Origin of the sequence: Flavobacterium sp. (assembly GCF_044357305.1) — a bacterium.
Classification (GTDB): domain Bacteria; phylum Bacteroidota; class Bacteroidia; order Flavobacteriales; family Flavobacteriaceae; genus Flavobacterium.
In genome coordinates, this window is sequence record NZ_JBIKPS010000004.1 from 109,574 (window position 1) to 125,050 (window position 15,477).

General features: G+C 33.9%; 17 protein-coding genes. 12 read left to right on the top strand and 5 right to left on the bottom strand.

Annotated features, from left to right (window positions below):
• Window positions 1-40: 40 nt before the first annotated feature.
• Window positions 41-514, top strand: a complete 474-nt coding sequence (rlmH, locus tag ACIQ2J_RS04850) for a 23S rRNA (pseudouridine(1915)-N(3))-methyltransferase RlmH (RefSeq protein ID WP_396167246.1) — start codon at window positions 41-43, stop codon at window positions 512-514.
• Window positions 515-605: 91 nt separating this feature from the next.
• Here rlmH and ACIQ2J_RS04855 read toward each other — a convergent pair whose 3' ends face one another.
• Together ACIQ2J_RS04855 and folP are read right to left on the bottom strand one after the other, a co-directional pair.
• Entirely contained in the window at window positions 606-1,235 is a 630-nt protein-coding gene (locus tag ACIQ2J_RS04855) for a hypothetical protein (protein WP_396167247.1), read from the bottom strand.
• Window position 1,236: 1 nt separating this feature from the next.
• Window positions 1,237-2,061 carry a dihydropteroate synthase gene (gene folP, locus ACIQ2J_RS04860; protein WP_396167248.1) on the bottom strand — a complete coding sequence of 275 codons (825 nt, stop codon included), beginning with the start codon at window positions 2,059-2,061 and terminating at the stop codon, window positions 1,237-1,239.
• A 279-nt stretch (window positions 2,062-2,340) separates the two neighbouring features.
• Between folP and ACIQ2J_RS04865 the strand changes: the two genes are divergently transcribed.
• The 6 genes from ACIQ2J_RS04865 to ACIQ2J_RS04890 all read left to right on the top strand — a co-directional run bounded on the left by ACIQ2J_RS04865 (window position 2,341) and on the right by ACIQ2J_RS04890 (window position 8,223).
• The gene (locus tag ACIQ2J_RS04865; RefSeq protein ID WP_396167249.1) at window positions 2,341-2,883 is read left to right on the top strand and encodes a DUF1599 domain-containing protein; all 543 of its coding nucleotides are present in this window, start codon (window positions 2,341-2,343) and stop codon (window positions 2,881-2,883) included.
• Between the two features lie 56 nt (window positions 2,884-2,939).
• The gene (locus ACIQ2J_RS04870; protein ID WP_396167250.1) at window positions 2,940-4,043 is read left to right on the top strand and encodes a MauE/DoxX family redox-associated membrane protein; all 1,104 of its coding nucleotides are present in this window, start codon (window positions 2,940-2,942) and stop codon (window positions 4,041-4,043) included.
• A gap of 253 nt (window positions 4,044-4,296) precedes the next feature.
• A complete protein-coding gene (locus tag ACIQ2J_RS04875; RefSeq protein WP_396167251.1) occupies window positions 4,297-4,797 on the top strand; it encodes a TlpA family protein disulfide reductase in 501 nt (166 codons plus the stop codon).
• A 2-nt stretch (window positions 4,798-4,799) separates the two neighbouring features.
• Window positions 4,800-5,552 carry a triose-phosphate isomerase gene (tpiA, locus tag ACIQ2J_RS04880; RefSeq protein WP_396167252.1) on the top strand — a complete coding sequence of 251 codons (753 nt, stop codon included), beginning with the start codon at window positions 4,800-4,802 and terminating at the stop codon, window positions 5,550-5,552.
• A gap of 92 nt (window positions 5,553-5,644) precedes the next feature.
• Complete coding sequence (locus ACIQ2J_RS04885; RefSeq protein ID WP_396167253.1) at window positions 5,645-6,205, top strand: ATP-dependent Clp protease proteolytic subunit; 561 nt, start codon at window positions 5,645-5,647, stop codon at window positions 6,203-6,205.
• Between the two features lie 272 nt (window positions 6,206-6,477).
• On the top strand, window positions 6,478-8,223 hold the full coding sequence (locus ACIQ2J_RS04890) for an ABC transporter ATP-binding protein (protein WP_396167254.1): 1,746 nt from the start codon (window positions 6,478-6,480) through the stop codon (window positions 8,221-8,223).
• Window positions 8,224-8,230: 7 nt separating this feature from the next.
• On the opposite strand, the gene ACIQ2J_RS04895 is transcribed toward ACIQ2J_RS04890, so the two are convergent.
• From ACIQ2J_RS04895 to alaS, 3 genes are all read right to left on the bottom strand, one after another.
• Window positions 8,231-8,854 (bottom strand): nucleotidyl transferase AbiEii/AbiGii toxin family protein, encoded by a 624-nt coding sequence (locus ACIQ2J_RS04895; protein ID WP_396167255.1) that lies wholly within the window; start codon window positions 8,852-8,854, stop codon window positions 8,231-8,233.
• Complete coding sequence (locus tag ACIQ2J_RS04900) at window positions 8,844-9,107, bottom strand: hypothetical protein (RefSeq protein WP_396167256.1); 264 nt, start codon at window positions 9,105-9,107, stop codon at window positions 8,844-8,846. The genes ACIQ2J_RS04895 and ACIQ2J_RS04900 overlap by 11 nt, the downstream gene beginning before the upstream one ends.
• Before the next feature lie 69 nt (window positions 9,108-9,176).
• A complete protein-coding gene (alaS, locus tag ACIQ2J_RS04905) occupies window positions 9,177-11,858 on the bottom strand; it encodes an alanine--tRNA ligase (protein ID WP_396167257.1) in 2,682 nt (893 codons plus the stop codon).
• Between the two features lie 297 nt (window positions 11,859-12,155).
• Between alaS and ACIQ2J_RS04910 the strand changes: the two genes are divergently transcribed.
• The 5 genes from ACIQ2J_RS04910 (at window position 12,156) to ACIQ2J_RS04930 (ending at window position 15,461) form a co-directional block, all read left to right on the top strand.
• Window positions 12,156-13,133 carry a M23 family metallopeptidase gene (locus tag ACIQ2J_RS04910; RefSeq protein ID WP_396167258.1) on the top strand — a complete coding sequence of 326 codons (978 nt, stop codon included), beginning with the start codon at window positions 12,156-12,158 and terminating at the stop codon, window positions 13,131-13,133.
• Between the two features lie 106 nt (window positions 13,134-13,239).
• The gene (locus ACIQ2J_RS04915; protein ID WP_396167259.1) at window positions 13,240-13,572 is read left to right on the top strand and encodes a MerR family transcriptional regulator; all 333 of its coding nucleotides are present in this window, start codon (window positions 13,240-13,242) and stop codon (window positions 13,570-13,572) included.
• Window positions 13,573-13,628: 56 nt separating this feature from the next.
• The gene (locus ACIQ2J_RS04920; RefSeq protein WP_396167260.1) at window positions 13,629-14,216 is read left to right on the top strand and encodes a LemA family protein; all 588 of its coding nucleotides are present in this window, start codon (window positions 13,629-13,631) and stop codon (window positions 14,214-14,216) included.
• A gap of 1 nt (window position 14,217) precedes the next feature.
• Window positions 14,218-14,661, top strand: coding sequence for a TPM domain-containing protein (locus ACIQ2J_RS04925; RefSeq protein ID WP_396167262.1), 444 nt, complete (start codon window positions 14,218-14,220; stop codon window positions 14,659-14,661).
• Window positions 14,658-15,461: a TPM domain-containing protein gene (locus tag ACIQ2J_RS04930; RefSeq protein ID WP_396167263.1), complete on the top strand. Its 804-nt coding sequence runs from the start codon at window positions 14,658-14,660 to the stop codon at window positions 15,459-15,461. Before ACIQ2J_RS04925 ends, ACIQ2J_RS04930 begins: the two co-directional genes overlap by 4 nt.
• Window positions 15,462-15,477 lie beyond the last annotated feature (16 nt).

Sequence of the window (15,477 nt, forward strand, 5' to 3'; positions counted from 1 at the left end):
GAAATCAATTTGTAGATTTGCGCTTTAATTTGCAATTCAAATGAACATACGTCTTCTGGCCATTGGCAAAACCGACAATAAATCGCTGCAAACTTTGATTGATGATTATACAAAACGGTTGTCGTTTTATATAAAATTTGATTTGGAAGTAATTCCAGATATTAAAAATGTAAAGAATTTATCGGAAGCGCAACAAAAAGAAAAGGAAGGCGAATTGATTTTAGCCAAACTTTCTCCAACCGACCAATTGATTTTATTAGACGAAAACGGAAGCACTTTTTCGAGTGTAGCATTTTCAGACTATTTGCAAAAGAAAATGAACGCAGGAATCAAAACGCTAGTTTTTGTAATTGGCGGCCCTTATGGATTTAGCGATGAAGTCTACAAAAAAGCACAAGGAAAAATATCGCTTTCGGCAATGACTTTTTCGCATCAAATGGTTCGGCTTTTTGTGATTGAGCAGTTGTATCGCGGGTTTACGATTTTAAAGAACGAGCCGTACCATCATCAATAGAGGTACGAAGTTAGAAGTACGAGGTACGAAGTTGGAAGTTAGAAGTTGGAAGTTGGAAGTTGGAAGTTGGAAGTTGGAAGTTGGAAGTACGTTAAAAAATATATTCTAAATTAGAAATTAAAATACCTTTTTTAGTTATTTTAATGCTATTCATAAATATTTTATTTTTAATATACTCATCATAACTTAAATTTTTATCAAAAGAAACGAAGATTTCCGATTCATGCTCAATCATCAAATTATTTATATATCCCTGTAATTCATCTTTTTTAAGCAATTGTGAATTAAATTTTAACAAATCATTTTTACCAAAATAAATACTATTAATCAAAGGTTTGCCAAGAGTATACTTCACTTTCGTAAACGGTAAAAAAGCCATGGTTTTTTTCACATCATTTGCATACGAAAAAAAGTTTTCAGCGGCTTCATTTTTGTGCATGCTTTTGTCTTTTTTTGCTTGTAATTTTATCAATTCCGGAATTACCAAACGCAAAGGCAAACGCTTGTCGATATTGAAAATCCAATTGGTGGAAACTATGGAATTCTTTCTATTTACTTCGGCAATAGTGTCTTTATCTTCCACTTTGAAAAAAATATAGATTGGCGAATGTTCTTGCACGTCGGCAACTATAGTTTTATCGGCTTTTGGAAGAAGAATATCTTTATTGCCTTCACAAGAAAATAAGGCAAAAGCAATTATTAATGCTAAATATTTTTTCATTTTATTTGTTTAATTGTTGGTGTAATTTCACACATTCTACTGCTTCTTTCACATCGTGAACGCGTAAGATTTTGGCTCCTTTAAGCAAAGAAATGGTGTTTAAGGAAGTAGTTCCGTTTAAGGCAAATTCTGCGGTGGTTTCTAAAGTTTTGTATATCATGGATTTTCTAGAAATTCCAACTAACAAAGGTAATTCTGTCATTTGAAACAACTCTAATTTGCTTAAAACTTCAAAATTTTGTTCTAACGTTTTTGCAAACCCAAAACCTGGATCTAGAATTAAATCGTTAATTCCTAAACTTCTGGCTTGTGCTATTTTTTGAGAAAAATAAAACAACATTTCTTTTACAATGTTTTCATATTGCGCTAAAGATTGCATCGTTTGTGGCGTTCCTTTCATGTGCATCATGATGTATGGCACTCGCAATTTGGCAACGGTTTCCAGCATTTTGGCATCTAAATTTCCAGCAGAAATATCGTTAATGATCGACGCCCCATTTTCAACAGATTCTTGTGCAACTTTACTTCGGAAAGTATCTACTGAAAGAATAATTTCTGGAAACTCTTTAACAACATCCTTAATTACTGGAACTAATCGTTGTAATTCTTCCTCTTCTGAAACAAATTCGGCACTGGGTTTACTCGAATATCCACCAATATCAATAAATGTTGCTCCTTCCAAAAGCATTTTTTCAACTTGAATTAAAATCGCCTTTTCGTTGGCATGTTTTCCTCCATCAAAAAAAGAATTGGGCGTTACATTAAGTATTCCCATTACTTTTGGTGAAGTTAAATCGATAAGTTTTCCGTTGCAGTTTATGGTCATCTTTAGTTATTTTCGTAAAATTAAATTAAACCACATAGAAGCATTAGTTTATTTCATTTTAAGTCGCTTTGCTCGGCAATAGAATTCCTAGTTTTTGAACTATGAAATCAAAGATTTTCTAATCAAACCTTTTATTTACAATCAAATCTATGATTCTATGAGGTTTAATAAAAAATCGTTAAACATCATTCTTCAATCCGATAAATATTATTTACTTTTGATGCCAGACTTTTATGTCGCATTGTAATAAATAAAATATTTCATACAAAGATACCATTAATGAAGAATACTTCACAAGAATACGATAAAGTTATTGGCATTTGCCGGGATTTATTTGTAAAAAAAATGACCGATTATGGAAGTGCTTGGCGCATTTTACGTTTACCTTCTTTAACAGATCAAATTTTCATCAAAGCGCAACGCATAAGAAGTTTGCAACAAAATGATATTCGAAAAGTTGATGAAGACGAAACTGGAGAATTCATTGGCATCATCAATTACTGCATAATGGCGTTAATTCAACTGGAATTGGGCGTTGTAGAACAACCCGATTTAGGCGTTGAAAAAGCAGTAGAATTATACGATGTGAAAGTTGCGGTAACCAAGCAATTGATGGAAGATAAAAACCACGATTATGGCGAGGCTTGGCGCGAAATGCGAGTAAGTTCGTTGACGGATTTGATTTTGCAAAAATTACTTCGCGTGAAACAAATTGAAGACAACCAAGGAAAAACAATAGTTTCGGAAGGCATTGATGCCAACTATCAGGATATGATTAATTATTCTGTTTTTGCTTTGATTTTGATGAAATTCGGACAATAACAATTCATTAACAACTTACTATTGAAAGCCTTTTTATCTTTGTAAAAACCTATTTTATGGCAACTAAAAAAACCTACATCGCTTGGAGTCTCCGAATTATTGTTTCGACACTTTTCATTCTTTCGGCATTGGCAAAACTTTCTAAGGGACATTTATTGGATTCTCCTTATTTTGCTATTTCAACATTTGAAGTAAAACAACTTTATACCATTGGATTTTCGGAAGGTTTTGCACCTTATTTTTCACGAACCCTTATCGGAATTGAACTCGCTTTGGGATTATTGCTGTTGCAAAATAATTGGTTACGAAAATTTTTAATTCCGGTTACCATTGCAATGTTATCTGTATTTATAGGACATTTAACATATGTAACTTTTTTAAGCGGTGGAAATTCAGGTAATTGCGGTTGCTTTGGCGAATTATTGCCAATGACTCCAATTGAGGCTATTATTAAAAATATTGTTGCAATTGGAATGCTTGTTTATTTATACAAATTGCTGCCAAAAGTTTCCAATAACGGAAACTTCTGGATTTTAACAACGGTTCTTTTCGCAACTATTTTAGGAATTTATATGTTGGCACCAATTCAGCCACCAGCAACGAATTTTACAGTTTCTCCAATGGTGGAAATGCCACAAGACACTATTTCGGAGGCTGTTGTTTCAGTAGATACAATTAAAACAGAAAATACTATTGCTGAAACAAAAAAAGATACCATCAAGAAGATAGAAGTTGAAAATATAAAGGAACCTAAGAAAGTAAAATCGGGGAATGCCAAGTTTTTTCCAAGCATTGATAAAGGCAAAAAGATACTTTGTTATTTTGTTCCAGGTTGCGATCATTGCCGTACTGCAGCAAAAGAATTAACCGAAATGAGAAAAAAAGACGCTACCCTGCCTCCACTTTCTGTCATTTTCATGAATGAAGAAGCCGATTTGATTCCGGATTTCTTTAAAGAAGCAGGTGCAACCTATCCATATACCATTATTGAAGTTATCCCTTTTTGGAATATTTTAGGAAAAGGAAAAGACACTCCTGGAGTAAAATACCTTTGGAATGGAAACGAGATTAAATACTATTGGGGAATATCGGATGATAAATTTAACGGTGCCGATTTAAATGTGTATCTTCATAAATCATTTGCAGATTTAAAGAAATAATTGATTAATCGATTTAAAATAGTAGTTAAAGGAAAAGCCAAAGCAATTTACAATATAATCATTTGTATTGTATTTATTAAGATTGGCATCTTTTTAATAATTACCAAAAGCAATTTGAAAATACTGGATTTACCATTATATCCAACAATAGGAATTTTGGCGGTGGTAGTAAATTCAGTATTATTAATAAAATGGATTGACCGTTTTCACAAACCAAAAAATAATTAAATCTAACTTTGTTTAAAAAATAATCATGAAAAAAATATTCTTATTATTCGTTATAACTATGGCTTCTATTTCTTGCAGCAATGCACAAAAAAAAGAATTTTCTAAAGATGCTCTTAAAGGAACATTAACAGATTCCGACAATAAAGAAGTTACTTTTAAAGAGGTTTTAAAAAAATACAAAGGCAAAACCGTGGTGGTAGAAGTTTGGGCTTCGTGGTGCGGAGATTGTGTTGGCGCAATGCCTAAAGTAAAAGAATTGCAAGCCAATAATCCTGATGTGGCTTATGTGTTTATTTCTATGGATAAAACATTTGACAAATGGCAAGATGGTATTGAAAAACACCAAATAAAAGGCGATCACTATTGGGTGAATGATGTGGATGGAATGAAAGGCGCATTTGGAAAATCAATTGATTTAGATTGGATTCCGAGATATATGGTTATAAATAAAAATGGATCGATTGCGATTTATCGTGCCATCGAAACCGATTTTGATAAAATAAATACTACTCTAAAAACTTTATAAAAATGAGAACAAAGATTGTTGCTGGGAACTGGAAAATGAATAAAAACAGTGAAGAAACGGAAGATTTATTGAACGAATTAATTGAAAAATTACCGTTGGATAAAGAAGTTCAAATTGTAGTTGCCCCTACATTTGTTAACCTAGCATCTGCTGTAGATCATTTGGAATTTACAAATATCAGCGTTGCTGCACAAAACATGCACCAAGCAGAAAACGGAGCCTATACTGGAGAAATATCTGCAGATATGTTAAAAAGTGTTGGAGTAAACACTGTAATTCTTGGACATTCGGAACGTCGGGCAATTTTTCATGAAACGGATGCAATGATTGCTAACAAAGTAGATACTGCTTTAAAACATGACATGACCGTGATTTTTTGCTTTGGAGAAGAGTTGAAAGACCGTCAAAATAACCAACATTTTAATGTGGTTGAAAACCAATTGCGTGATGGTTTATTCCATTTAGAGAAAGACGCTTGGGAAGATATTATCCTTGCTTACGAACCCGTTTGGGCAATTGGCACAGGAGAAACTGCTAGCCCAGAACAAGCACAAGAAATGCACGCATTTATAAGAGAAACTGTGCGACATACTTACGGAAGTGCTATTGCCGAAGACGTTTCTATTCTTTATGGTGGAAGTGTAAAACCAGACAATGCCAAAGAAATTTTTGGAAAACCAGATGTTGACGGTGGATTAATTGGTGGTGCTGCCTTGAAAGCCGATGATTTTGTGGCAATTGTAAACGCAATTTAAAAACAAAAAAAATATTCTTATTCCTCAATTGTGAAAACAGTTGGGGAATTTTTTTATATTTATAGGAATTTAAATTCTAAAAACTATTCCGGATGGAAAACAAAACTATATACCTTAATTTTTTTGATGCAATTGACCCAATAAAAGTATCTAAGTTTATTCAATTTACTTCGGATGTTATTCAGCAACACAATCCCACAGAACTTTATTTCTTTATTTCTTCCAATGGTGGCGATGTTGATTCGGGATTTGTTTTATACAATTTTTTGGTTTCGCTTCAAGGTAAAATGACCATCACCATGCACAATACAGGCACTATTGATTCTATTGCAAATGTAATTTTTGCTAGTGGTCAAAACCGATATGCTGCGCCAAATGCCGCTTTTTTATTCCACGGTGTTTCTATGAATTTTGGCGGACCACAAACTAGAACTGCAATAAAAGAAGCCCTTAGCCGAATAGAAGGGATGGAAAACCGCATTGCACAAACCGTGAGTGCAAACTCTAAACTAACCGAAAAAGAATTAACCGCTTTATTTCAGCAAGGAGAAGGAAAAGACGTGAATTTTGCCTTGACCAAAGAAATTATTCAAGAAATTAGAGTCCCTTCAGTACCACAAGGTGCAATACATATCGCAATTCCGATAGGATAAAAGAATAAAAATAAATCTCTAGGGTTTCTTAAAAGCAACAAAAGTTAAACACGAATTGCACGAATTTGCACAAATTTTTATAATTCAAAAGAAATTACACGAATTTAATCTACCTAAGGCAGATTCGTGAAATAAATATTTTTTTTGGTTTTCGTGCAAATTTGTGTAATTCGTGTAAAAAAAATCAATAGGTTATCTTAACCATTTCCCTGTGGGGTTACAAATGCAAATCAATTCACTACTTTTGCACTTCTTTAAAAACAAAGGTTCCTATGAAACTTCTCTATTCCTATATAGTTAAACACAAAGTTTTGCTGTTTTTCGCATTACTTATGGCGGCAATCAATATTTGTTTCAGTTTATCTGATTCTATTATAACAGGTAAATTAATGCAGCATTGTGGTGTTGAAATTGGAAAATTTAATGGAGATAAAATAGCATTTATCAAAGTCTTAAGTTTTTGGCTCGGACTTTCTCTTGGCGCAGCAATGATTTCGAGAATTACTAAAAACTTTCAGGATTATTTTACCAATATCGTTATTCAACGAACTGGCGCTCAAATGTATACTGACGGAATCAAAAAATCATTAGACTTACCATTTGAAGATTTTGAAGACCAACGCAGTGGGGAAACTTTAAGCAAATTAACCAAAGTACGTTCGGATTCTGAAAAGTTGATTACATTTTCAATTTCATTGATTTTTCAAACCGTAATAGGATTCATTTTTGTAATCATTTATGTATCCCGAATTGATTATAGAATTTCCTTAATTTTTCTAATTACCGCACCAATTATAGCCTTGGTGAGTTCTTATTTGGGTAAAAAAATAAAAGTAGTTTCTCGAAAAATTGTCAATCAAACCAATGCTTTGGCAGGTTCAACAACGGAAAGTTTGAGAAACATTGAACTAGTTAAAAGTTTAGGTTTAACGTATCAAGAAGAAAAACGTTTGAATTTGAATACCTTTAAAATTCTACAACTAGAATTAGAAAAGATTCGATTTATTAGAAGTTTGAGTTTTATCCAAGGAACAACGGTTCATTTTTTAAGAACTTCGGTAGTTTTTACTTTGTATTACTTCTTATTTGGAGGCAAAATTATTGTTGGTGATTTACTAACAATGGTGTTTTTTACCTTTTATATATTTGGTCCTTTGCAAGAATTAGGCAATTTTATTATCGCTCTTAATGAGACTAAAGTTTCAATGGAAAATTTTAAAACTCTATTGAGTGCTCCTAAAGAATTCCGTCCAAAAAATCCAGAACATGTTGGTGCTATTCATTCCTTACTTTTTTCTAATGTGAGTTTTCAACATAAAACTGCCAATTATAAAGCGGTTGACGGAATTAATTTTGAAATCAAACAAGGAGAAACTGTAGCTTTTGTTGGGCCATCAGGTGCTGGAAAAACAACTTTAGTAAAATTACTTGTTGGATTGTATCCGCCAGAACAAGGAAAAGTTCTTTATAATGGTATCGAATCTACAAAAATTGATTTATTGGATTTGAGAAAACAATTGGGATTTGTAACACAAGATGCACAACTTTTTTCAGGAACGATTAGAGAAAATTTATTGTTTGTTAAATCCACCGCAACCGACGAGGAACTTAATGAAGTATTAAAAAAAGCCAGTTGTGAAAAATTACTAAACCGAGCCGAAGACGGATTGAACTCCACTATTGGTGAAGGCGGAATGAAAATTTCGGGAGGAGAAAAACAACGTTTGTCTATTGCACGTGCCATTTTGAGAAATCCAAATTTGTTGATTTTTGACGAAGCGACTTCTGCACTAGACTCAATAACCGAAGAAGAAATCAATACTACCATCCGAAATATTTCCGATAGTAATCGAATTACTGTTTTAATTGCCCACCGATTATCCACCATCATGCATGCCGACAAAATATTTGTATTGGAACAGGGAAAAATCATCGAACAAGGAAAACACGAGGATTTATTAGTAGAAAAAGGCTTGTATTATGCCATGTGGAGACAGCAAATTGGGGAACGAAAATAATTTTTAGTTATTCGGATAATCCCGAAATACTAATGTCAGTAAGAAATAATTTGATTTCCTCTTCCGTTGGTGGATTTGGAATTACATAGGTCACAGCCTCCTCATAGGAAATTCCATTAAAATAACTGAGTTGCATCTTGAATAATTTATCGGAAAACATTTCGCCAAATAATTCTTTCGCTTTTTGAGAAATTTCATTAAGTGAATGAAAATCTTTTAAAATAAAATACAAATCTACATAATCTTTCCATTTAGCTCTTCTACCCAAAGCAAAGGCTTTCATCGCTGCAAGCGTTAGCAAATCGGGCATTTTTATAATTCCTTTTATTTCGGAATTTGTAGGCACTTTATGTGGAAACGAAAAAAAGGTAAATTTTACATCTTTAATATTCAAATTCAATTGTTCGTAATTTTCATAACCAAATTTAAAATTTAGCTTGGCTGCAAATATTTTTTTGTAAATGTCATTTTTCCTTAAAACTGAAAGTTTAAATAAATCAAAATCGATAGATTCTCTATGTCCAATATGTAAGGCAATAGCAGTTCCACCAACTAAATAATATTCTCTTTTAAAAAGTGAAATAAAGTTTAGCAGTTCAACTTGATTTTTATTTAAAATATTAAGATGCATATTTACCAACTATTAAACCCATATAATTAAGAATTTCTGGATGGTAGTTCCCAACTTTTCTATCCGTTACATCTTCATAAACTCGTTTTAACTCTTGAAAACCAATGATTTTAATTAGGTCTTTTACATCTTGCCAAGTCCCATAATTAAAAATAAACTCCACTAATACCTCATTACTGATATTAGGAATTGCTTCTTTCTTGATGTACCAAAAAAGATGGGAATTTTTAGTTATGAATTCGTCTCTTGTCATTTTATTGGTTTTGAAAAACTTCGCAAACTAAACAAATGGAACAGTTTAACGAGTATAAATATACGGAATTTACTTCACAAAATCAATTGCTTTAGTCAATGCTTCTGCAATTCCAGCAACATTTTTCCCTTTTCCAGAGGCGAAAAATGGTTGTCCACCACCGTTACCTTCAATGTATTTTCCTAATTCTTTAATGACTGCATTTGCATTTAAACTTTTGGCAGCAACCAATTCTTTAGCAATATAACAATGGATATTTGGCATAGCTTCTTCAATGGATGCTAAAACAACAAATGTATTTGGTTTTGAATTTCCTAAAGCTTGCGCTAAATCTTTGGTAGCACTCATACTTAAATCAACTTGTTTTGATAAAAAGTTGATCCCGTTAATTTCTTGAAATTCAGAAATTAAAGTATTTTTTAATCCTTCTACTTTTTCTTTAAGCAATTGCTCAATTTGTTTTTTCAATTTTGAATTATCGTCTTGTAAAGAAGTAACAGACTTTAAAATATCTTGTGGGTTTTTCAAAGTCTCTTTTATTTCCGACAACGTAAGTTCTTGATTTGTATAAAAATCCTTCACAGCATCGCCAGTTATTGCTTCAATACGACGAATTCCTGCAGCAACGGCGCCTTCAGAAATGATTTTGAAATGCCAAATTTCTGCAGTGTTTTTCACATGAATTCCACCGCATAATTCTTTACTGCTTCCAAATTCAATCATTCGAACATTGTCCCCATATTTTTCACCAAACAATGCCATAGCACCTTGTTCCAAGGCTTGTTGAATAGGAATATTTCTGTGTTCAACTAATTGTAATTGAGCTTCAATTTGCTGATTTACACTTGCTTCTACTTGGCGTAATTCTTCCTCCGAAACTTTAGAAAAATGAGAAAAGTCAAAACGCAAATAATTTGGATTTACCAACGAGCCTTTTTGTTCTACATGAGTTCCTAAAATAGTTCTTAAAGCCAAATGCATCAAATGCGTAGCTGAGTGATTTTTAGAAGTTGCTGTTCTTAAATTGGCGTTTACTTTGGCTACAAAACTAGCAGCAACATTCTCTGGAAGTTGTTTTGCAAAATGCAGAATTAAGTTATTTTCTTTTTTGGTATCGATAATTTCAATGGTTTCGTTAGCGGAAACTAAGGTTCCTTTATCGCCAACTTGCCCACCACCTTCTGGATAAAATGGTGTATTATCTAAAACTATTTGGTATAAAACTCCGTCTTTTTTAGAATCTACTTTTCGGATGCGGGTAATTTTTACCTCACCTTCCGTTTGGTCGTAACCTACAAAAGTTTCTACATTTCCAGGAATTAAAACCGACCAATCTTCGGTAGACACTTCGGATGCTGCGCGAGAACGATTCTTTTGTTCTTGCATAGCAGCAGTAAATCCGGCTTCGTCTAGTTCGAATCCTTTTTCTCTTAAGATTAAAGCGGTTAAATCAATCGGGAAACCGAAAGTATCGTATAATTCGAATGCTTTAACTCCAGAAACAAGCCCCCTAACCCCCGAAGGGGGAACTGACTCGCTTTGTGTTGAAGTTTCTTCAATAACTTTGTCTAGCAATTGCAATCCTTGGTCTAAAGTTCGCAAGAAGGATGCTTCTTCTTCCCGAATTACATTGGTAACCAATTGTTGTTGTGCTTTAATTTCTGGGAAGAATTCTCCCATTTGATTCGCCAAAACTTCCACTAATTTATTAATGAATGGTTCTTTGGTATCCAAAAAGGTAAATCCGTAACGAATAGCACGACGTAAAATTCTACGAATTACATAACCTGCACCCGTATTGGATGGCAATTGACCATCGGCAATAGCAAATGCTACAGCACGAACGTGATCTACAACGACACGAATGGCGATGTTGGTTTTATTTTGTTCTTGAGATTCTTCACTATCGTTCAGAATGACATCATTGGTAGTATATTTTAATTCTGTAATTTGTTCTACTTTTTCAATAAGCGGCGTGAAAACATCGGTATCGTAATTGGATGTTTTATTTTGTAATGCCATACACAAACGCTCAAATCCCATTCCGGTATCTACGTGTTGGGCAGGAAGTTTTTCAAGTGATCCATCCGCTTTTCGGTTGAATTCCATGAACACATTGTTCCAGATTTCAACTACTTGTGGATGGTCATTATTTACTAGACTTTTTCCCGAAACTAAGGCTTTTTCTTCGGCAGAACGAATATCAACATGAATTTCAGAACATGGCCCACACGGACCTTGATCGCCCATTTCCCAGAAATTGTCTTTTTTATTTCCTAAGATGATTCGGTCTTCGTCAATAAGTTCTTTCCAAATATCCCAAGCTTCTTGATCGAAAGGGACGTTTTCTTCTGGGTTTCCTTCAAAAACAGAAACGTATAGATTTTCTTTAGGAATTTTATAGACTTCGGTCAATAATTCCCAAGCCCAGTTGATGGCTTCTTTTTTGAAATAATCGCCAAAAGACCAGTTTCCTAGCATTTCGAACATAGTGTGGTGATAGGTATCGAATCCCACATCTTCTAAATCGTTGTGTTTACCGGAAACGCGAAGGCATTTTTGGGTATCGGCTATTCGCTTGCTTTTAGGGGTTCCGTTTCCTAAAAAGTATTCTTTGAATTGCGCCATTCCTGAGTTGTTGAACATTAGGGTTGGATCGTCTTTTAATACGATTGGTGCAGATGGAACGATTAAATGTCCTTTGGATTCAAAGAATTGAAGAAATTGCTTGCGGATGTCTTTTGATTTCATATGTTATTTTGCCTTGAAGGCGCTAAGTCACAAAGTTATTATTTTTATTTTACGAATAGTTGTTTAAAAATTTTAATTTCATACCAATGGATTGCTTTTTAGCCCCGATTGAACCGATAGCTCTCGTGGAGGAACGGAACGAGACTAAAGGTGAAAGCGGGAATTGCATTAACTAAAATGCCCAATGTTTCGCTCCTAAAAAAACAAAAAATAGATTTAGAAGAAAACATTTCATAAATTTGTTGAAAGAACCATTGTTATTCTTAAAACGAGTACAAAAATAGTATAATTTAAGAAATGTCGAAGAAAGTTAAGTATTATTACGACCCAGAAAGTTTAGCTTATCGAATAATTGGCCCTCAGAAGCGAAAAAAGTTTGGCTATCCTGCGCTTTTCTTGTTGGCGTCGGCATTATTTGGTTTTTTATGCTTTGTGGTTTTGATGAATACCTCGTATTTTGAGACGCCAAAAGACAAGATTCAGGCACGAGAAATTGAAAATTTGAAACTTAGCTATGCTATTTTGAATAAAAAAATAGAAGCGATTGATCAAGTAGCATCGGATTTAGAGGATAGGGACAATAATTTATACCGAGTATATTTTAATTCTTCTCCGATTTCAAATGAAAAAAGGAGAGGTATTATTGATAAAAAAAGATACCAAGAATTGGAAGGTTTCAATAATTCGGAGTTGGTGATTAATACGTCTGAAAAAGTGGATGGCATTTCGAAAGCCTTGGCGGTACAATCGAAATCGTTGGATGAAATTTTGAAATTAGCTAAAGCAAAAGATAAATTATTGAGTGCGATTCCAGCAATTCAGCCTGTTAAAAATGAAGATTTAAAACACATGGCTTCGGGTTTTGGATACCGAAGTGACCCCTTTACAAAAGCACGGAAAATGCACGAAGGGATGGATTTTACCGCAAGAACGGGAACGCCTATTTTTGCAACTGGGGATGGCGTAATAAAAAAAGCAGATAATTCGTTATCGGGATATGGCAATCATGTTGAAATTAATCATGGTTTTGGATACTTGACTTTGTATGCGCATTTAAGCAAATACAAAGCGCGTCCAGGACAGCGTGTAAAACGTGGCGATATTATTGGTTATGTGGGCAGTACTGGAAGAAGTCAAGCGCCACATTGTCATTATGAGGTGCATAAAGATGGAAAAGTTGTGAACCCAATAAATTTTTATTACGGAAATATTTCGGCGGCAGAATATGTGGCTATTTCTAAAATTGCGAATCAGGAGAACCAATCGTTGGATTAATGTAGAGACGCGATTTATCGCGTCTTGATTTATAGAGAGGATAAATAGAGACGCGATAAATAAAGACGCGATAAATCGCGTCTCTACAAATTAAAAAAATAAAAAAATGCAGATAGACTTATCTAAAGACAAATTATATTTTAGCATTGGTGAAGTTGCCGAGGCTTTTGGAGTGAATGCATCCCTTATTCGATTTTGGGATAAGGAATTTGATATTCTGAAACCAAAGAAAAATGCCAAAGGGAATCGAATGTTCACACAAGAAGATGTGAAAAATTTACAGTTGATTTATCATTTAGTGAAAGAACGCGGCTTTACTTTGGAAGGAGCTAAAACCCATTTGAAAGAAGGAAAAAAGAAAACTTTGGATAAATTTGACATCGTTTCGAAGTTGGAGGGCATCAAAGCTGAACTGACAAATATTAAAAATCAACTTTAGGAATGATTTTTGTATATGGAATAGAAACATTAAATAAACTTTAAATAAATTAGAAAATGGATTTTAAAAAATTTTTACCTTGGATTATTGGAATAGGAGCAATTTTAGTAATTGCTTTTTGGGTTATGGGTGTTAAAAATAGCGGCTTGAGATACAGCCAAGCAACAGAAAAAGAATGGGGAAATGTTCAAACTTCTTACCAAAGAAGAAATGATCTTATTGGAAATTTAGTAAACACGGTTAAAGGTGCAGCCGATTTTGAAAAAAGTACATTAACTGCGGTTATTGAAGCTAGAGCAAAAGCAACTGCAATTACTGTTGACCCTACGAATATTTCTGCAGAACAATTAGCACAATTCAATCAAGCACAAAGTGGTGTAAGCAGTTCGTTATCTAGATTATTAGTTTCTGTAGAAAGATATCCAGAACTTAAAGCAAATCAAAATTTCTTGAAATTACAAGACGAATTGGCAAGTACAGAGAATCAAATTCTAACTGCCAGAACTCGTTTTAATGAAAGTGTTCAACAATATAACGGATATGTATTGGCAATGCCGCAAAGTTGGTTTTTAGGAAGTTACAAAGAAAAAGCTTACTTCCAATCGGTTGCTGGAGCAGATAAACCAGTAGAAGTTAAATTTTAACATGTCAAAAGTAGAAGCATTTTTATCGAAAGAGGAAGAGCTAGAAGTTGTAGAAGCCATTCGTTTGGCCGAACAAAATACTTCTGGTGAGATTCGAGTACATATAGAAAAAGAAACTTCCATTGCTCCAATAGAGCGAGCAGTGGAGGTTTTTGATTTACTAAAAATGGGAAATACCCAAGACCGAAATGGCGTTATTATTTATGTAGCTGTGAAAAGCAAACAGTTTGCTATTTATGGTGACCAAGGCATTAATAACAAAGTAACTGATACTTTTTGGGATAGCACTAAAGATATAATGTTGCAGCATTTTAAAAATGGCAATAACAAACAAGCTTTGGTAGATGGAATTCATGATGCTGGAGAACAACTAAAAACACATTTTCCTTATCAAGAGGATGATGTAAACGAACTTTCAAACGAAATATCTAAAGGAGAATTATGAAGATTTTAATTAAATTTCCGAAAAGCCTTTGGATACTTGCAGTTTGTTTCATTTCTCAAGTAGGATTTTCACAGTTTACCATTCCTGAAAAACCAGATTTTCAAACTTCGGTTTACGATTATGCTAAACTACTTAGCGATTCAGAAAAACAGCAATTAGAAGAAAAACTTGTTCGCTATTCTGACTCTACTAGTACTCAAATAGTGATAGTAACTATTGAAAGTTTGAAGAATGAAGATATTGATGTGCTTTCTACCAATTGGGCACAAAAATGGGGAATTGGTCAGGCCAAAGAAGACAATGGCGTAATGATTTTTGTTGCTAAAAATGAACGAAAAGTAAGTATTCGTCCCGGATATGGATTGGAAGATCGTTTGGTAGCAGGAATTTGCGGTGAAATAATTCGCAATGTAATTGTTCCCGAATTTAAAGCCGGCAGTTACTACAATGGTCTTGATAAAGGTGCTGACACTATAATTGATGTTGTAAAAGGAAAATATAAAGGCACTCGAAAACACGAAAGTAAAAATGGTAGTTTGCCATTAGTGATATTCCTGGTGCTTTTTGTAATTGTATTGATTATCATTTCTAAAAATAAAGGAACAGGCACTGGCTCAGGACTCGGCAGTAGTCCTAGTTTATTAGACATCATCATTCTCAGTAGTTTGGGAAGAAGCGGTGGAAGTGGCTTTGGAGGTGGTGGTGGCTTTGGCGGAGGTTCTTCTGGTGGAGGTGGCGGTTTCGGCGGCGGCTTTGGCGGAGGAGGATTTTCTGGCGGAGGTGCAAGCGGTGGCTGGTAATTTACTATTTATTTGA